This is a genomic window from Sediminibacillus massiliensis, assembly GCF_900156915.1.
Lineage (GTDB): Bacteria > Bacillota > Bacilli > Bacillales > Amphibacillaceae > Sediminibacillus_A > Sediminibacillus_A massiliensis.
Map to the genome: position 1 here is coordinate 3767546 of NZ_LT732535.1, position 17642 is coordinate 3785187.

Consider the following 17642-nt stretch of genomic DNA (forward strand, 5'->3'; position numbering starts at 1 on the left):
AGTCAATATTTGTAGTATGTACCATAGGTGGTGTCATCACACCAAGCTTTCTGAACTGGCGTGAAAAGTTCTTCTTATACCATACCATGTAAATCAAAAATGATAAAATTTTTGATACGACAAATATTGACACATTTATATGGGAAAAGGTTTACAATATTGATACACTAATATAATAGGGGTTCAAACAATAATATTAATAAGTCAACATAGATGAAAGGCGGGAAGAAATGTTTGATAGTATAAAGAAGTCAATCGAGCAAGCAGGATTCGGCAGAAAAGGTATCATGAAGCGGTATATAAAGACGTTCTCCGACAACAATCTAGAGGAAGGCGAGGAACTTCTGGAAGTTGCTTCACCATATGACAAGCCGACGAAACTATTATTCGTTACCGATAAAAAGGTGTGTTTTTATAACATGATAAAATCCGGCGACGAAGAGGATAAGAAACTATCTTATAAAAATATTACCTCTTGTGAAATAGTGCTTGATCAGGAATTGGCAGATATTCATATCTACACAGATAACCACACAATTACACTGCCAAAAGCACCGGAGAAAACAGCAGAACAAGTAAAAACAACAATAGACAAAAGAATCCAGGAAGAACTCTGATTTATGGAACTAAACTTAGTATAAATTTCTCCATTTCATCAGTGGATATTTCATAATAACCATAAACTACGACATAACCTCAGTGTGGCTTCCTTCCATTCTCTTCGGATTGAGTGCTAAGCCGACGCTGCGGAAAAACACTAGCTTTCCGTTGGGAACGCTTCAGCTTCCTCGGTGCAAAGCCCGCCCCTGCGGGATCTTCAGACTGTTCCTTTCCCACAGGACTTTGAAAAGACCACCGTGAATTTACACCGCACGCAGAAAATCAATTCTTATTTTCAAGGAGTCTCGCATTTTTCCGCAGCTTGGTATAGTTTTTTGATTTGGTGCGAAGCGATCCTGAGATGTGTCTAACATGGATCTCCCTAACAAGAATGGAGAAAACTTTACGTAGCGAGAGGCTGAACACGCAGACTCCTGTGGGAACAGCGAAAGGTCTTAGATGGGGCGAGTAATCGCAGTCCCACGTGTCCGAAGACCCCGCAAGAAGCGTACTTTGCTGATGAGGAAGCTGAGGCCGTGCCCATGGAAAGCGAAGTGTTCTACCGCAGCGGGGCCATACCAATCATTTATAATCAGAACGAGAGGAAGTCTCCCTAGAATGAATTTTCACTATGTCGCAATTTCTCTCAAATGTAAAATAATAATATAGAAACAAATTAAGCGAAAAGCAGCTGTGAAATAAATTTTTTAAATTTATCGAAATTTGTCAAAGTTCTTGCTATGACTGGCCTCAGGCCGTTATGAAGTGGTAGGGTAGCGCTTTAATCACGTGAAATTTGAATTCATTCCCTTTATAATGGGGTTGTATACCAATCTATTATTATAGTGAGGAGTGCACAAACATGAAAGTAGTAAAGTTGGAAGATGTCATTGGGACAGACATGGATGTAGACGGAGGTAACTGGGTTAGCAGACGTCTTATCCTGAAAAAAGACGGGATGGGGTACTCTGTACATGATACAGTAATCAAAGCAGGTACAGAAACTCATATCTGGTATCAAAATCATTTGGAATCGGTTTATTGTATAGAAGGAGAAGGAGAAGTGGAAACCCTTTCCGATAACAAAATCTGGCCGATTAAAAAAGACGAACTATATGCGCTTGACAAAAACGATGAACACTTGCTCCGTGCCAAAACGGATATGCGCATGGTTTGCGTATTCAACCCACCGATAACAGGCAGGGAAGTTCACGATGAAAATGGAGTATACCAAATCGTTGACGATGAAGAATAAGTAATCAAAAATAGGGAATTACAGGAGCAGCAGGGTGGCCTGCTGCTTTTACTATACAAATAAGAAAGGAAAAAGGCAGATGGCAGATAATCATTATGAGGAAAAACTAACCAGGCTTGATCCTGATGAAGCAGCCCAAGGGAAGGAAAAATACTTCACTAATCAAAAATTCTTACAGAAAATCGCTAACTATGGAAAGCGGATAGGGACTAAGACGGTCTACTATGCTTTGCTGCTTTACTATGCCTTCCAATCTCCTGATACACCGCGCTCCGCTAAATTGACTATTGCCGGAGCGCTTGGGTATTTGATTTTACCAGTGGATGTAATTCCGGATTTTATTCCGGTTGTCGGATTCGCGGATGATGCTGCAGTTATCATTTCGGCCATTTATAAGGTCATTTCCCATATTGACGAAAGTATGAAAAGAAAAGCCGCGGAACGTGTAAGGAAAATTTTTGGAGACTTTACCGGCGAAGAGGTGGATGGAGAATTGGTTGCAGAACAAGAAATAAATAAGTAGGTTCTTCTTTATTAATGACTACCTATCTTACTTAAATGTATGTTATAAAAATTCATGTCACTTTGTTTTGTTGGAAAATCTCCCCATCCTATAAAAAAGTGTTGCCTATCTCTGGCAGCACTTTTTTGTTGGCAGATGATTGTGTATATGAAAGTCAATGTCAACCGATTAAAGTTGCACCAAGCTGGTTCAGTAAACTTTTCCGAACAACGAATCTAGCTGTAATCAACGGATCGACCACCTGACAGATTTCTGCCTGACCTGCTGCACTCATCAACATGGTCGCTTCGCTGACAGTTAAATTAGAGTTCTCCACAATGCGGTCAACCATTTCTTCTGTAGCTGTCCGGACTGCTTCATCAAGGGTGGGTGCAGAAACAATTTGGGTCACCACTTCTTCATTTTCCAGCATTGGGTGCTGCAGTTTTTTCTGCTTCAGAACATCTAATGTTACAGTCGCTCTCCCCTCAATTTCGATTCCGGATACACTCACTTCCCCGTCGCCCATTGCGGCATGGAAATCACCAAGACCAAATAAAGCACCTTGAGTGTACACAGGAAAATAAAGGGTAGCTCCTTCCGTCACCATTTTATTATCCATATTCCCGCCATGTGATCCTGGAGTTCCACAATTGACAGCTTCTCCAACGGGCGCCACGCCGATTACGCCAATCATCGGGTTTAACGGGAGTTCGTACTCGTTAAAAAGAGCTTTCCCATCGCGAATCGGAATGATTTTTGCCTCCATTTGTTCAATTCGATGCCCCATCACCCCTAAATCTGGGCCCACTACCATAACTCCTTGATTTCCAATCTCCAGCTTCTCTATCCGTACCTTCAGAATATCCCCTGGCTCGGCTCCTTCAATGAATACAGGTCCGGTCGCCGGATTTACTCTGTTCCAGTCAATTCCAGCAATTTCGGTATCTTCAGAACCTATTTGATTTTCAAAACAATCAAATGTTTCAATTTCAATAGTAGTACCTGCTTTAACTCTTTTGACCGGCTTATTATTTTTGTCGAAATGAAAGATAATTCCTTCTGCGCGTTTCAATGTTTCCATATCAGGTTCCTCCTCTATATGACCTTCCTTATATTCTTATCATGCCATAAGCCTAGATACATAGGAAGAGCAATGTTTGCATTATGGTTTTGTTTAATACCAGCGCAGATTCGGGAATACAAAACTGAAGTTAAAAAGGAGGGGTAAGATGAGTGCAAAAGAAATTGTTGTAGATGCTTATATAAATGGAGAAGATTTTCAAACAGAGGAAAAGATTACTCGTGAAAATCCGTCCAAGCCTGATGAGATTGTCGGTTACGCTCCTTTGAATACAAGAGAAGATACAGTACGTGCTATTGATGCTGCAGATGCAGCGTTTGAGGGTTGGTCGGCAACACCTGTAGAGGAACGAATTAACCGGATGAAGCGGGCAGTACAGAAATTGAAAGAGGCAACACCCGAAATTGCCGAGTTGCTCGCCCGTGAACATGGTAAGCCTATTTATGATGCTGAAGGAGAAATTGCTGTTTCCCTGGCATGGATGGAACGCGCAGCTGATAGAGCTGTAGATGTGTTGAAAGATGAGGTGAATGAGGACGAAAACGGCAGAACTATTACACAATATGATCCTTTAGGGGTGGTTTCTGCTATTTCGCCTTGGAATTATCCCATATCGCTGTCCACCATTAAAATTGCGCCGGCCATACTTGCGGGCAACCCGATCGTTATCAAACCTAGTCCACTGGCGCCCCTTGCTGTTAGTAAAGCCATTAAAATCATTGCGGAAGAGTTTCCGGCAGGGGTGGTAAATTTAGTCAACGGCGAAGCAGAAGTGGGAATCGAACTAACATCCAACCCAAAGATACAGAAGATTGCCTTTACAGGGGGAACGGAAACAGGTAAAAAAATCATGAAGTCGGCAGCGGATACTATCAAGAAAATCACCCTTGAATTAGGGGGCAACGATCCAGCAATCATCTTGCCGGATTTCGATGTTAATGATGAGGCAGCCATGCGGCGGTTGGTTATTTCTAATTTCCTCACAGCCGGGGAAATTTGCATGATTGCAAAAAGAATTTATGTGCCGCGTTCCATGCATGATAGCTTTGTGGAGAAATATATAGAGGCGGCCAACAAATGGATTCGGATTGGCGATCCATTGGACAGGGAAGTGACAACAGGTCCTATTAATAATAAAGCACAGAAAGAATATGTAGAGGAACTGGTGGAAGATGCACAAAAAAACGGAGCCGAAGTACGGAAAGTCGGCCGAATCCTTCATGAGGACTTGTTCGATCAAGGATATTATTTACAGCCTACGGTAGTGTTAGGCGCAAACCAGCAAGACCGAATCGTTGAAGAAGAGCAATTCGGTCCTACGGTTCCAATCATCCCTTACGAAGATGAGAAAGAAGCGATCGAACTTGCGAACGATAGTATTTTCGGATTGACAAGTTCTGTTTGGGGCGAAGAAGAACATGCCATCAAAGTAGCCAGACAAATTGAAGCAGGAACAACAATGATCAACACGGCTGCTGTCCAGGGTCTTGATGTCCGCTACGCTTTCGGAGGAGTAAAACAATCCGGTATTGGTCGTGAATATGGTGATGACGGATTGAGGGCATACGTGTCCAAGCATATTATCAATGCTCCGCTAAATAAGGATCTGGAATATATTCCGGAATAAGGCAGAAAAGCAGCAGGTACACCTGCTGCTTTTCGCTCGTATAAGACTTTACAGGCTTGGATATCTTTCAAGTGAATAAAGGTGGTTTCCAATTCTATTAAAAAGGCAATAGTATTAATAGAGCAATAAGATAAAAAGTTTGTTCTATGAAATAAGATGAAGGGATGTGTGAAAATGAAACGGATACAGGCATATTTTCAAAATGAAAACGATGCAGAGGATGCCAAGACAAGTGTGTCGACTTTAAAGGTGGAGAACGTTTCAGTTGAAAGAATTCCCGAGAATCACAACAGGATTGAAGACATCATAAAAAAAATAATCGAACCGAATAAAAACGGAGGCCATAGTCCTCAGGTTCTCCAATTTGATGTAGCCGAGGAAGATTATCCAGAGGCAGATAAAATCGTGAAAGAAAGCCGGGGCCACATCTCCATGGAATAGTTTCTCCAAAGCCACCTGAGAGGTTAACCTGGGTGGCTTTAAATATACATATGCAGTCTATTAATTATGGGGTATATAAAAGATAGTTTTGTATATAATGATAGTAATAAAGTAACAGATTCCAAACCTAATAGAGCCGGAGAAGCTGTGTTTCAACAAGAATGGGATTGCTAAACTATGTATTGCCGGGGAGGTAAATGATGAACAAGGACGTGTTTCAAGAACTCCATGACCAAGTCCTGAAAACGTGCAGATTGTATGGCATTTCCATCGTTCCAGGCATGTCTTATATGGAGATGTGGGAAGAGCTTGTGAAAGAGTTTGACACATCGACCAGAAAAATCCTCAAAAACCGTTTGAAAAAGGATATTCTTGATGGAAAAGGTGTTGTTTTCGAAGACATGCTTCAAGTCCTCGAAAAACAGGAAAAAAAACATCAGTCAGGAAAAAGCAAGGATGTGATGTTTGTTTCTGAAGGCCAAACGATATAACAAAAAAATGCTCCAGCAAAAGTCCGGGGAACCTCTTGTTCCCCGGACTTTTGCTGGAGCATTCAGGCATTGAGCAAATGTTTCTGAGACGACTTCGTGTACCTGTTGGCATAAGCAGAGGCCACAAATGCTTCTGGTTTTACGACTGGCTCGAGTCCTAGAGATTTTATACGGGCCATCATTTCGCCGGCTAAAAATCTGGATAACGACTTTTTCTCCAGACCGACATCGATATGACCTTCCATTGTCAAAGAACTACCCTTGTATAAGTACGGGAGAACTATATCAATTAATTTATTTTTGTGATCTTCGTCAAACAGGAAAGCGACCTGTTCTGTCAATGTTGTCTCCATGGAGATTTTTTCATGCAGGTTTAAGTATTTGCGGTTGACTTTAATAGGCAGTATACATCCCCACGCGCCTTTTCCTTTCCGCTGGATGACAACTCCAGTTACAAAAATAGTGTACATTTGATGCACTTGGGAATCAGTCCCGACCATTAAGCGGTAGCTTGCCTTTGGGTCCTGTTCCATAAATTGGACGATATGATTAAATACCTCGTTGAAGGACATATTGTTTCTAGACAGGTTCATGAATTTTTTTCCCTGTATAGAAGGAAAGCCTTCTTTCTTCTTCATAATTTCTCCATCTCCTTTAAACGTAAAGACAATTGTGGTTCCATTAATTAGAAGCTTTTAACTCAGGGAGCAACCAGATGCTTGTTTGTACTATTATATTCCACATTATGCTGTCTGTGTGGGTGATTATGACTGGCTTATCCAGCTGATGTTTGTAGCTTTCCCTATTAACCGGAAAGGTATGTACTTTGGGAAAAACATACATCATATTGATACCTAAAGGAGTGTCTTATATGGAAGCTATCTTTTATTTTCTGGCGGCATTGATTCTGATCAATATGCCGGTGATCGGCCCATATATGAAGATGTTGAACACGGTAATCCATGAGGTATCCCACATTATTGCAGCTAAGGTGACAGGTGGAAAAGGGCACTCGATTACCTTGAATGCTGATAATTCGGGTCTTGCCGAAGTCAGTTCTCCCTCCTGGTTTGGCAGGGTGCTCACTGGATATGCTGGTTATACAGGTTCGTCTGCAGCTGCATTGTTGTTGTTTTATTGGCTGCACATAGGCTACCAGGCTGCTGTGATTTTGTTTGTCTTATGTTTAACCTTCCTTTCAGCTTTTTTATGGATTAGAAATTTGGTTGGTTTGTTATGGTCGATAACTTTTGTCATGATTCTTGGCTTCATGGTCTACAAGCAAATGTTTTCCTTGTTATGGCATATCAGTTTTCTGGTATCCTCCATTATTCTTATAGAATCGATTATCAGTTCAGCTTATGTCCTCAAAATCAGTGCGAAACATCCTGGGGAGGCTGGAGATGCTTCCAGTTTATCCAGACTGACAAAAATTCCAGCAGTTGTATGGGGGATGGTGTTTTTCAGCCAGGCCATTTATACAGGTTATTTCATCATAAACAATTTTATCTGGAGATAAAGGGGCACGAGATGGATAACGACATATACGCGGCCTTAGCTATATCCTTTTTTAAATGTGAAATAATATTACAAAAAAATAAAGTTTTATTGACAAAATAATTCAATAATTCTATAATGAAAGCAAATAATAACTGGAGGACAAATATGTCATATCTGATTGGTATCGATGGAGGAGGCACGAAGTCGACCTGTCTGTTCATGAAGGAAGGGGGACAGCAGACCCTATTGGTAACAGGCGAGGGAACCAATCCCCATGCGGTTGGGTTTGAAACAATGCGCGATAGAATCCAGAAGATGATGGAAGAAGGAATACACGAATTGTCGATCAATCCTGCTGAGATAAAAGGAGTTTGCTGTGGCCTGGCAGGTGTCGGCCGCCGAAATGATGCAAGGAAGGCGGACAGGGAGATCAGACAAATTTTTTTTAATCTAAAATTATCAGAAAATTGCGTCTTGGAAATTTGCTCCGATACATACATAGCATTGCGGGGAGCGTTGCCACCAGGGAAGACCCATGGGATTCTCGTCATATCTGGAACAGGATCAAATGCAATTGGACAAACGGAATCCGGGAGATTGTACAGGACCGGAGGCTGGGGCCACTTGCTCGGTGATGAAGGAAGTGGTTATCAAATTGGACTACATGCCTTGAACAAAGTCACTCGGGCACACGACAGCAGAGGCCCTCAAACAATACTTACAAACATGATCCTTGAAGAGTTGAAACTGAGGGAAACGACAGACCTTGTTAATTATTTTTACAGCACTCCCCGCTCCAAAAAAGATATCGCCAGGTTTGCCAAACTGGTTATTGAAGCTTCCCGGCTTGGAGATGAAGCCGCAATCGAGATACTACTACAAGCAGCGAATGAGCTGATCCTTCATGTCGAAAGTCTTTTTAAAAGCAGTCCCCATTTTAATACTAATACGCCTGTCACCACGGCAGGTTCCATATTTAAGTATTCTGACCTCATAAGAACCCGCTTTACCGAAACTATTTTATCCAAAAATCTAGGTACCTACCAATCCTCCTATCAAATTCCGGCATATGGAGCAGCCATGATTGCCAGGGAGTTAACTTTGTCAGCAAAATAACACAAGATTAAAGTATTACTTAATTTTATAAAATTAGGAAGCAAGGTGATGAAATGTCATTGGAACTATCAGGCCTTACTACCGAGAAAAGAAATAAAAACAGCAAGCGATTGGATAAAATGTCCACCATCGAAATACTGGAAACAATTAACGCGGAAGACAAAAAGGTGGCTTTTGCAGTCGAAAAAGTACTCCCGCAAATATCATTAGCCATTGATCAGGTCTACGAAGCATTTGTAAAGGGCGGAAGGCTGTTTTATGTGGGAGCCGGTACCAGCGGCAGGTTGGGAGTATTGGATGCTTCGGAGTGCCCGCCGACATTTATGAGTTCCCCGGAAATGATTCAAACCATAATGGCTGGTGGAGATGAAGCGTTTTATAATGCTGTAGAGAATTCGGAAGATGATGAGGATCAAGGGAGAAAGGATCTGGAAGCCAAGAAGCTGACGGGCCGCGATGTCGTAATTGGTATCACAGCCAGTGGCAGAACTCCTTATCCTATAGGTGCCTTGAAATACGCGAGAGAGACCGGCGCCTTTACAGTGGCATTAGCTTGTAATGAAAATGCAGTCATCAGCAGGCATGCCGATTGTCAAATCGAAGTAGTAGTCGGCCCAGAGGTGTTGACAGGTTCCACTCGCATGAAAGCCGGAACTGCTCATAAGATGGTATTGAATATGATCAGCACAGCAGCAATGGTTAAACTCGGCAAAGTATATGAGAACCTGATGGTCGATGTTCATGCAAGCAATTATAAATTGTTGGAAAGGGCTAAGCGCATCATTATGGAAATCACATCAGCATCCTATCAAGAGGCGGAAAAGGCGTTGAAGGATGCCAATGGGGAAGTCAAACCGGCGATTGTAATGGCTGAGACAGGTGTTTCCCTGGACAGGGCTAAGGAAGCCATTAGAGAGGGCAATGGTTATGTCCGGCAGGCAATTGATCTTGCCAGCCGAAAAGAAGGATAGCAGGTGTTTATTGATTGATGGAATTACATGGCGGTGTAAAGCCGTCGGTGTGTTTCATATAAATTCAACTATTCAAAGGGGGCAGATGGTTTGAAAAAGTTGTTTAATGGTCCTGTTTGGTTCCTATGGGCGGTTTTCTTCACACTTGTACTAATTGTGGGCTGTGCACCTGGGGCTGGCGGAGGAGATGAAGAAGCCGGTGGTCAGGAGGAGGAATCAACCGATGAAGGTTCTTCCGACAGTGCAGAAAGTGGAAGCGATGATGGAGAGATTTCTGGAGAATTGGAAATCCAGTATTTCGTGGGTGGATACGGGGATTCCTGGTGGAAAGAAGTAATCGGTGATTTCAAGGAACAATATCCTGATGTAACAGTTACCGAACATGCTGGACCAAATATCAACGAAGAAATGAGGTCAAGATGGGTTTCGGATGATCCACCAGATGTTGTATATATTGATGGTGCTGGATCAAGTGAAACGCAAATGGTAGAAGATGGCCAGTTAATGAACTTGACTGAGTGGGCAGAAGGTGTAGAACTTGAAGATGGCACCCCGCTCATGGATAGTTTCATTGTAGATCCCGGTAAGTTCGATGGTGACATTTATTCCCTTCCATTGGTTTTTGATACATGGGGAACCTGGTATGATGAAGCATGGTTCGAAGAAAATGGCTGGGAGGTCCCAACAGATTTTGACAGCTTCATGAGTTCAATGGGAGCAATCCAAGAGCAGACAGACATCGCTCCGTTCGTGACGACCGGACAATATCCATATTACTTCTTGAGAGGAGTATTGTACCCGGCATTTGGAGCAGCAGGCGGAGATGAATTGCTTGCTGATGTCATCACCGGAGCGGAAGGCGCATGGACCAGCGAGCCTGTGTTGGAAGTAATGAAGAAGGTTGAGCAAATGCAGCAAGAAGGGTTTATCGATTCCGGTTTCGGTGCATTGAATCATACACAATCTCAAATGAACTTCCTACTCCATGATAATGCCTTTATTCCAGTCGGATTCTGGCTTCCAAATGAAATGGCAAATGATACGCCGGAAGATTTCGACTATGGTTTTATCCCTTCACCAATGCAGGATGCAGGTGAACCATATGCAATTGTTCCGGATTTACGTCCTTTGGCAATTGCTGAACAAGCTGAAAACCCAGAAGCTGCTAAGGCGTTTGTTGAATTTGTCTTTTCAAAAGAATACGCCACATTGTTCTCTGAACATACAGGGGCAATCATGAACATAGAAGGTGTTGATTTAACAGGCAATGAAGAGGTACCCGATTATTTGGCAGAAGCCAATGAAATGATCAACGACCCAGAACAGGTGCAAATCTATCAGAAACCTCACCCGATGAGTTCAGATTTGGAAACACCGATCAGTAACTCTTTAGTGTCCTTGATGCTGGGTAATATTAGTGCAGAAGAATTTGTGGAAGAAGCAGAAGCGGCGGCAGAGGAATACCGTAACCAATAGTGATTTTCTAATCAGTGAAAGGAATGTAAAGGCAAAGTATCCGTCTTTGCATTCCTTTTTATATAGTGGATTTTACCAGTGACCGCCAGTTTAAGGACTCTTGGAATGGTCATCTAAACCTAACTCTCGGTGATTGACTGTCAATGTCAACAGGGCAACGATTATATCTGTCTTTGAGCATTTTCTTTTTATCATGGGAAAAACATCCCGCCATTTATTTGATCAGCAGGATTCTCTTATTTGAGTCGGAAAGGATGATTGAATGGTACAGTCAAAAAAGCAAAAATATTTATTCCTGGCCTTTTGTTTGCTGCCAACTTTTATCTTGTTTGCTGTATTTACCCTATATCCGTTATTTAATGGATTATATTATTCTTTGTTTGCCTGGTCCGGGTCTTCTTCTGTTGCGGAATTTGTCGGTTTTGATAACTATGTGAAGTTATTTAATGATTCGATCATTCCGCGCACCATATACCATGATTATTTTCTTGTCGTGACCAAAATCATCGGCATTATGATTTTGGCGGTTTTCTTTGCAGTTGCCCTGACCCAATTGCGGATCAAGGAGGCACCTTTTTACCGTATCGTTTTTTTCTTCCCGAATATTATGTCGGTGGTTGTCATCGGTATCTTATGGACATTCATTTACAATCCGAGCCTGGGATTGATCAACTCCGGTCTTGAATTGATCGGCCTAGAAAGCTGGACCAGACCATGGCTGGGAAGTGAGGATTGGGCATTGCCGAGTTTGGTCCTACCTTCTGTCTGGGCGGGAATCGGACTGTTCATGCTGATGCTTATGGGAGGTATCGCCAACGTTTCGAAAAGTTATTATGAGGCCGCTGAAATTGACGGGGCTACCGAATGGCAGCAATTTTGGAAAGTGACACTTCCGTTGATTTGGCCGCAAATCAAGATTTCCATTTTGTACATAGTCATCACCACTTTGAACGGCTCTTTCATCATTGTCCAAATAATGACGGCAGGGGGTCCTAACAACTCGACTCATGTGATGGGTTCCTATCTATATCAACAGGCATTTCAACAATATAATTTCGGCTATGGTGCCACGATCGGTGTTATGATTTTAATTCTTTCCTTGATTACTGTATTGGTTATGCAGTTTTTCATGAGAAGGGAAAAAGTAGAATACTAAGGTGGCAACTGATTGTAGGAACGAAAAGGAGGGAATCAAGTGAAACGTATGGGCGGTAGTATATTCAGTCAGATAATGGTGCGCATCCCGTTGGTGTTATGGACCATTGCAGTATTGTATCCGATTATTTGGATGTTCATCGGTGCATTCAAATCGAATGCAGAAATATATGCAAATCCCTGGGGACTGCCAAAGGTGTTTAATTTCCAAAACTTTTCCCAGGCATGGAATGATTACAATATCGATATCAGTGTATTCAATAGTTTAATTGTTACGGTCGTAGGTGCTGTTTTGACACTTGTTCTCGCCATCCCCACTTCATACGCCCTGGAACGGATGGTATTTAAAGGTAACAGACTTTTGTTTACGATTTATATATCTGCTATGATGATTCCGATGGTATTAGGCTGGATTCCATTGTTTTTCCTGCTGATGCAGCTTAAATTGCTCGACAATATCTTTGGTCTGGCGATTGTTTATGCGGTAAGTCAGCTGCCATTCAGTATCTTTGTTTTAACAAGCTTTATGGGTACCATTCCCAAATCGTTGGAGGAAGCTGCAGCCATTGATGGAATGTCACCATACGGTGTGTTGTGGAGGATTATTGCTCCGTTATCGATGACAGGCGTTATTACGGTTACTATTATGAACGCAATTCAATTTTGGAATGAATATTTTATGGCATTGATCTTCCTGCAAAGCGAAGAAAATTATACATTGGCATTGGCCATTGACTTTATTAGTAATGAAGCAGAGTACACAAATGCTTGGGGCACACTGTTTGCCAGTTTAACCATTGCAATAATTCCGGTCATCATCCTTTACGCCATTTTCCAAAGAAGGATAGCCAAAGGAATGACAGAGGGTGCGATAAAAGGCTAATAAAATTTATAAAGCTGAGGGATGAGACAAGTGAGGATTAAGAACAATACAAAAACATCTCTGTCGGGTGGACTAATTATGCTGCATGAGATAATCGAAAAACTTCCACCTTCAGAACGGAAAATCGCCTCTTTTATTTTGGAACAGCCGCATGAAGCAATCCATTGCACGGCATCTGAACTGGGAGAGCTGAGTTCAACCAGCAGCGCTGCGGTTATCAGATTATGCAAATCGTTAGGATTAAAAGGGTTCCAGGAATTGAAAATAAGAATAACAGGTGATTTGCAGAAGGATCCAGACATGGAATACAGGGATATTCAGCCAGGGGAAACACAGGAACTTATCGTTGAGAAAGTAACCAATAATAGTTTACAGGCAATAAAAGAAACAACAGAATTTTTAAATTATGAAACATTGGACAGGGCTGTAACTGCATTGAAAAAAGCAGAGAAAGTCCATTTTTTCGGAGTGGGTGCATCAGGTATCATCGCCCAGGACGCCCAGCAGAAGTTTTTGCGATTGAATAAAGCTGTATCGGCGTTCACCGATGTTCATAATGCTGTCATGTATATTGCAAATGTGAAAGAAGATGACGTTGTGTTCGGTATTTCTTTCTCAGGCGAGACGACAGAAACAGTGAAAACCATGAAGCTTGCCAGACAGAAAGGTGCTACAACAATCAGTCTTACCAGATACGGAAGCTCTCCTGTAGCCGAGAGCTCAGATATCAATTTGTTTATCTCTGCCTCCCGTGAAGTTCCTGCTCCATTTAGGAGTGGAGCTACTTCCTCCAGGCTGGCCCAGCTGCATATGATAGATATTTTGTTTGTCAGTGTTGTCACAGACGAATATGATAAAGCGGATCAGTATTTTAAGGAGATACGCACAGCGATGGAGTTTTTGAAGGAGAAATAAGTATATCGGGTTCGACTATAAAAAGGCTTGGGATTTTTCCCCAAGCCTTTTTTGTAGTTATTTTATATTTCTAATTTAATAAAGCAAGTAGCTCTTTCTGGTTTGTTTGAATTCTTCTAAGCCATCCTGCCATCGAGCGATCATTTCCTCAACAGACTGGCCGTCTTCAATTGCTTCCCGAATCCACCCGTTGCCGATCAAATTGTCGAAGAAGGAAATTCCTGCGCTATTCTCGGCCCGGAATTCAAAGTCTTCCGGATACATATCGTGAATCGTTTTGACGAGATACAACCCCGTTTCAACCGGCTTAAAGCTGTCTTTGTCCGTTACGTGTAGTTCCACTCCATTAGACAGGCTACCGGCATGTTTGGAGAATGATGGGGTAAAGGATGCCGCTCTGAATGTAACCCCAGGTAAATCTATACTATTTAACGCAGCAGCAAGCTCTGTGCTGTTTATGAAGGGAGCGCCAATTAATTGAAATGGTTTTGTTGTGCCTCTTCCTTCGGATATATTCGTTCCTTCAATCAATGCTGCTCCAGGGTAGACCAATGCGGTATCGAGTGTCGGCATATTAGGAGAAGGAAGAACAAATTCAAGTGGTGTTTCATCATAATACATGTCCCTGTCCCATCCATTCATTTCTACAACTGTTAAGTCAGCGCCAATGTCAAATTCATTATTAAAGAGTTTGGCTAGTTCTCCTACAGTCATTCCATGACGGAGTGGGATAGGATAATTACCGACAAAGGATTGATAAGCAGGTTCGAGAACAGGTCCTTCCACACTGTCGCCGCTAATCGGATTGGGCCTGTCCAAAACAATGAATGGGATGTCATTTTCTGCAGCAGCTTCCATTGCATAAGCCATTGTATAAATGTACGTGTAGAAACGTGTTCCGACATCCTGGATGTCAAATAAAAGTACGTCGATATTTTCCAGCATTTCTGGTGTTGGTTTCCTTGTCTGGCCGTAAAGGCTGTATACTGGGAGGCCGGTTTGTTCATCTGTGTAAAATTCCACATATTCCCCTGCTTGTGCGCTTCCTCGCACGCCATGTTCTGGTCCGTAAAGAGAAGTTAAATCAACATTAGGATCGTTATGAAGCAAATCGACAATACTGTTTAGTTCTTGATCGACTCCAGTCGGGTTCGTTATTAATCCTACTTTTTTCCCCTCTATTAAGTCTTTTTGTTCTTTTAAAAGCACTTCCACGCCAAGTTGGAATTTGTGTGGGTTCCCTTTACCCTTTTGTTTTCCGTAGGCATTCCCGTTACCATTATTGCCATTTTCAGCGAACACAACAGTCAGAGAGGATAGCACCAGGATGAGTGATAACAGAGAAACAATCCATTTTTTCATCAAAATTCCTCCTTTTTATTTTAAGGGTAATCCTTAAAGATCGCTGGGTTGTGATACCTCTCCCCACCATAAAACTGCTACATAACTAGCTTCACTAAACGTGACTTCCTACCATCCTTTTCATTCAAAAGGGGGAAACCCCCTTTTGTTTTAGTAGCTCAAGCCATGGCCGAATTCGTACAGCGTTGTTCCGTTTGTATCAGGGATTGAAACAGGTAGTTTTCCGGTTGGATTGATTTCTCCAAAGATAGCACCTGCTGTGGCATCAAAGCTTGATGAGCGAAAGCCGTACTGTGCAAAATAAGCATCGATATCCGGATAGGCCATAAGGTCGTATGGATTTCTTATGCCAACCCCGATCACAGGAACATCAGCATGTTCGACGATTTGATTAACCATTTGCATTTGCGAACTGTTTGAAGACCTTCCGGATACGTTGTACGTGTAAGTGCCAACAATGATAGCTTTGGCTCCCTGTAGTGATTCAAGTTGTGAACTGGACAATGGGCCGGAGGCAGTAATTAATTCAGTATTGCTGTGTTTTGCTTCGACTGAGTTATATAAGCTCTCTGCATAGGTGTTTCCGACAACTACAAGTTTATCTCCGTTGTTCGCTGATAAAGGAAGGGATGCATCGTTTTTCACCATAGTGACGGCTTTTTCCGATGCTGTTTTTTCCACTTGTTTATGTGCTTCTGATCCGACAATTTCATGGGCTCTGACGATTTTATCCTCTATTGGCTGCGGGTTGCTATCTTTGATAATTCCTCGTTTTATCTTTAAGGTCAAAATGCGCTCAACAGAGTCTTCGATGTTATCAATTGTAATCTCCCCAGTATCTACGGCTTCGTATAAGCCATGCGCCACTTCTTCCAGCCCAACCGGCATCAAGACAATATCAGATCCAGCTTTGACAGCTCTTATTGCCGCATCAACAGGACCAAAATGATCGGCTATTGCGTTCATGTTCAGAGCGTCTGTAATGATTACTCCTTCATAACCCATTTCTTCTCTCATAAGGCCTGTCAGCACTTTTTCGGAGAGGGTGGCAGGAAGGGCGATTTCCGTTCCATCCTTTTTGGAAGTCACTTTTGTGTCGTCTATGTTCGGAAAGGTGACATGGGCAGTCATGACAGCATCAATTCCTGCCTCCATCGCTTTTTGAAACGGGTAAAGTTCCACTTCTTTCAGCCTTTCTATGTCATGAGGGACTTCAGGCAAGCCAAGATGGGAATCAACGGCCGTATCACCATGGCCCGGAAAGTGCTTGGCAGTCGCCGCTACGCCAGTACTTTGCAGTCCCTTGGTATAGGCGATTCCCAAATCAGCCACAAGTTGCGGGTCTTCACCGAAAGATCGAACTCCAATAACTGGATTGTCAGGATTGTTGTTGACATCCATGACAGGAGAGAGATTCATGTTGATTCCCAATGCAGCCAGCTCTTCACCGATTGCTTGTCCGACATCCTTCGTGATTTCGGCTGAACGAGTAGCACCTAAGGCCATGTTACCAGGCATATCGGTCCCGGATTGAAGTCTGGTGACAATTCCACCTTCCTGGTCTATGGTCAATAGTAATCCATATTTCTCAGCAGCAGCCTGATAATCCGCAACAAGCTGTGCTGTTTGCTCAGTTGTTACAACATTCTCCCTAAAAAGGATGACACCGCCAAGGGCATATTCTTTTACTAATTCGTCAATCTCCGGCAGCATTTCTGTAACATTTTGACCATCCCAGGTACGGAAATCCGGCATTAGCATTTGTCCGACTTTTTCCTTGATAGTCATGTTTTCCATTGCGTGTGATAGGATATCATATTTCTCACCGGAAGATTTCATCACAGAAGGGATGAAATCTGGTTTCCCTTTTTTGTCAGTGGATTTCTCCGGTTTATGATTAAGGGTGATGCGGTCTTTGAAATCACCGTCTGAAACTTCGATGAAAGTTCTCCCATTCTTGCCGGTAAAGGTGGCTGTACCATCATCAGTGATAGATGCAATATTTTTATTTGTCGATTTCCAGGACAAACCATCACTGTCAGCTAATTCAAAACGGCCATCGTCATAAACATAAAGCGCTTGAAGTGTGATTTTTCCATTCTCTATTGATGGTTCAGCTTGCGGGACATTTTGATAGATAATCAAACTTTTTTTCCCTTGTTCGGCTGCCTGTACACTTGTATGACTTGTTAACTGGGAAACAATCAACAAAGCGACAAGGAAGAGGAAAGACAAGGGCTTAGCGGCTTTCTTCATGTTCATCC

General features: G+C 42.4%; 17 protein-coding genes. 13 read left to right on the forward strand and 4 right to left on the reverse strand.

Annotated features, from left to right (window positions below; genetic code table 11):
• The first annotated feature begins 230 nt into the window (after window positions 1–230).
• The 3 genes from CZ434_RS19345 to CZ434_RS19355 all read left to right on the forward strand — a co-directional run bounded on the left by CZ434_RS19345 (window position 231) and on the right by CZ434_RS19355 (window position 2378).
• Window positions 231–617 (forward strand): PH domain-containing protein, encoded by a 387-nt coding sequence (locus CZ434_RS19345; protein ID WP_077624620.1) that lies wholly within the window; start codon window positions 231–233, stop codon window positions 615–617.
• A gap of 845 nt (window positions 618–1462) precedes the next feature.
• Entirely contained in the window at window positions 1463–1855 is a 393-nt protein-coding gene (locus CZ434_RS19350; RefSeq protein ID WP_077624621.1) for an ectoine synthase, read from the forward strand.
• 79 nt (window positions 1856–1934) lie between these two features.
• Window positions 1935–2378 carry a YkvA family protein gene (locus CZ434_RS19355; protein WP_077625271.1) on the forward strand — a complete coding sequence of 148 codons (444 nt, stop codon included), beginning with the start codon at window positions 1935–1937 and terminating at the stop codon, window positions 2376–2378.
• 160 nt (window positions 2379–2538) lie between these two features.
• On the opposite strand, the gene CZ434_RS19360 is transcribed toward CZ434_RS19355, so the two are convergent.
• On the reverse strand, window positions 2539–3441 hold the full coding sequence (locus CZ434_RS19360; RefSeq protein WP_077624622.1) for an acetamidase/formamidase family protein: 903 nt from the start codon (window positions 3439–3441) through the stop codon (window positions 2539–2541).
• Window positions 3442–3589: 148 nt separating this feature from the next.
• Between CZ434_RS19360 and CZ434_RS19365 the strand changes: the two genes are divergently transcribed.
• The 3 genes from CZ434_RS19365 (at window position 3590) to CZ434_RS19375 (ending at window position 6000) form a co-directional block, all read left to right on the forward strand.
• Window positions 3590–5068 (forward strand): aldehyde dehydrogenase family protein, encoded by a 1479-nt coding sequence (locus CZ434_RS19365; RefSeq protein ID WP_077624623.1) that lies wholly within the window; start codon window positions 3590–3592, stop codon window positions 5066–5068.
• Window positions 5069–5242: 174 nt separating this feature from the next.
• Window positions 5243–5509, forward strand: coding sequence for a hypothetical protein (locus CZ434_RS19370; protein WP_077624624.1), 267 nt, complete (start codon window positions 5243–5245; stop codon window positions 5507–5509).
• 200 nt (window positions 5510–5709) lie between these two features.
• Window positions 5710–6000, forward strand: coding sequence for a hypothetical protein (locus CZ434_RS19375; protein WP_077624625.1), 291 nt, complete (start codon window positions 5710–5712; stop codon window positions 5998–6000).
• A 62-nt stretch (window positions 6001–6062) separates the two neighbouring features.
• Here the strand turns inward: CZ434_RS19375 and CZ434_RS19380 are convergent, their stop codons facing one another.
• Window positions 6063–6638, reverse strand: a complete 576-nt coding sequence (locus CZ434_RS19380) for a ribonuclease H-like YkuK family protein (protein WP_077624626.1) — start codon at window positions 6636–6638, stop codon at window positions 6063–6065.
• A gap of 233 nt (window positions 6639–6871) precedes the next feature.
• On the opposite strand from CZ434_RS19380, the gene CZ434_RS19385 reads away from it, so the two are divergent.
• The 7 genes from CZ434_RS19385 (at window position 6872) to CZ434_RS19415 (ending at window position 14016) form a co-directional block, all read left to right on the forward strand.
• Complete coding sequence (locus CZ434_RS19385; RefSeq protein WP_077624627.1) at window positions 6872–7519, forward strand: M50 family metallopeptidase; 648 nt, start codon at window positions 6872–6874, stop codon at window positions 7517–7519.
• A 146-nt stretch (window positions 7520–7665) separates the two neighbouring features.
• Window positions 7666–8616 (forward strand): N-acetylglucosamine kinase, encoded by a 951-nt coding sequence (locus CZ434_RS19390; RefSeq protein ID WP_179107322.1) that lies wholly within the window; start codon window positions 7666–7668, stop codon window positions 8614–8616.
• Between the two features lie 53 nt (window positions 8617–8669).
• Window positions 8670–9587 (forward strand): N-acetylmuramic acid 6-phosphate etherase, encoded by a 918-nt coding sequence (gene murQ / locus CZ434_RS19395; RefSeq protein ID WP_077624629.1) that lies wholly within the window; start codon window positions 8670–8672, stop codon window positions 9585–9587.
• Window positions 9588–9686: 99 nt separating this feature from the next.
• Window positions 9687–11063, forward strand: a complete 1377-nt coding sequence (locus CZ434_RS19400) for an extracellular solute-binding protein (protein ID WP_425442105.1) — start codon at window positions 9687–9689, stop codon at window positions 11061–11063.
• Window positions 11064–11325: 262 nt separating this feature from the next.
• The gene (locus tag CZ434_RS19405; protein WP_077624631.1) at window positions 11326–12219 is read left to right on the forward strand and encodes a carbohydrate ABC transporter permease; all 894 of its coding nucleotides are present in this window, start codon (window positions 11326–11328) and stop codon (window positions 12217–12219) included.
• Window positions 12220–12267: 48 nt separating this feature from the next.
• Window positions 12268–13101 carry a carbohydrate ABC transporter permease gene (locus CZ434_RS19410; protein ID WP_179107385.1) on the forward strand — a complete coding sequence of 278 codons (834 nt, stop codon included), beginning with the start codon at window positions 12268–12270 and terminating at the stop codon, window positions 13099–13101.
• A 78-nt stretch (window positions 13102–13179) separates the two neighbouring features.
• On the forward strand, window positions 13180–14016 hold the full coding sequence (locus tag CZ434_RS19415; RefSeq protein WP_077624633.1) for a MurR/RpiR family transcriptional regulator: 837 nt from the start codon (window positions 13180–13182) through the stop codon (window positions 14014–14016).
• Between the two features lie 75 nt (window positions 14017–14091).
• On the opposite strand, the gene CZ434_RS19420 is transcribed toward CZ434_RS19415, so the two are convergent.
• Together CZ434_RS19420 and CZ434_RS19425 are read right to left on the reverse strand one after the other, a co-directional pair.
• On the reverse strand, window positions 14092–15378 hold the full coding sequence (locus CZ434_RS19420; protein ID WP_077624634.1) for an exo-beta-N-acetylmuramidase NamZ family protein: 1287 nt from the start codon (window positions 15376–15378) through the stop codon (window positions 14092–14094).
• Between the two features lie 150 nt (window positions 15379–15528).
• A complete protein-coding gene (locus CZ434_RS19425; protein ID WP_245831031.1) occupies window positions 15529–17634 on the reverse strand; it encodes a glycoside hydrolase family 3 protein in 2106 nt (701 codons plus the stop codon).
• Between the last annotated feature and the right edge of the window lie 8 nt (window positions 17635–17642).

Coding starts and splice junctions, on each gene's coding strand:
- CZ434_RS19385 (WP_077624627.1), top strand. CDS start 6,872: ATGGAAGCTATCTTTTATTTTCTGGCGGCATTGATTCTGATCAATATG.
- CZ434_RS19365 (WP_077624623.1), top strand. CDS start 3,590: ATGAGTGCAAAAGAAATTGTTGTAGATGCTTATATAAATGGAGAAGAT.
- CZ434_RS19345 (WP_077624620.1), top strand. CDS start 231: ATGTTTGATAGTATAAAGAAGTCAATCGAGCAAGCAGGATTCGGCAGA.
- CZ434_RS19390 (WP_179107322.1), top strand. CDS start 7,666: ATGTCATATCTGATTGGTATCGATGGAGGAGGCACGAAGTCGACCTGT.
- CZ434_RS19370 (WP_077624624.1), top strand. CDS start 5,243: ATGAAACGGATACAGGCATATTTTCAAAATGAAAACGATGCAGAGGAT.
- CZ434_RS19415 (WP_077624633.1), top strand. CDS start 13,180: ATGCTGCATGAGATAATCGAAAAACTTCCACCTTCAGAACGGAAAATC.
- murQ (WP_077624629.1), top strand. CDS start 8,670: ATGTCATTGGAACTATCAGGCCTTACTACCGAGAAAAGAAATAAAAAC.
- CZ434_RS19375 (WP_077624625.1), top strand. CDS start 5,710: ATGAACAAGGACGTGTTTCAAGAACTCCATGACCAAGTCCTGAAAACG.
- CZ434_RS19355 (WP_077625271.1), top strand. CDS start 1,935: ATGGCAGATAATCATTATGAGGAAAAACTAACCAGGCTTGATCCTGAT.
- CZ434_RS19360 (WP_077624622.1), bottom strand. CDS start 3,441: ATGGAAACATTGAAACGCGCAGAAGGAATTATCTTTCATTTCGACAAA.
- CZ434_RS19410 (WP_179107385.1), top strand. CDS start 12,268: ATGGGCGGTAGTATATTCAGTCAGATAATGGTGCGCATCCCGTTGGTG.
- CZ434_RS19420 (WP_077624634.1), bottom strand. CDS start 15,378: ATGAAAAAATGGATTGTTTCTCTGTTATCACTCATCCTGGTGCTATCC.
- CZ434_RS19350 (WP_077624621.1), top strand. CDS start 1,463: ATGAAAGTAGTAAAGTTGGAAGATGTCATTGGGACAGACATGGATGTA.
- CZ434_RS19405 (WP_077624631.1), top strand. CDS start 11,326: ATGGTACAGTCAAAAAAGCAAAAATATTTATTCCTGGCCTTTTGTTTG.
- CZ434_RS19380 (WP_077624626.1), bottom strand. CDS start 6,638: ATGAAGAAGAAAGAAGGCTTTCCTTCTATACAGGGAAAAAAATTCATG.
- CZ434_RS19425 (WP_245831031.1), bottom strand. CDS start 17,634: ATGAAGAAAGCCGCTAAGCCCTTGTCTTTCCTCTTCCTTGTCGCTTTG.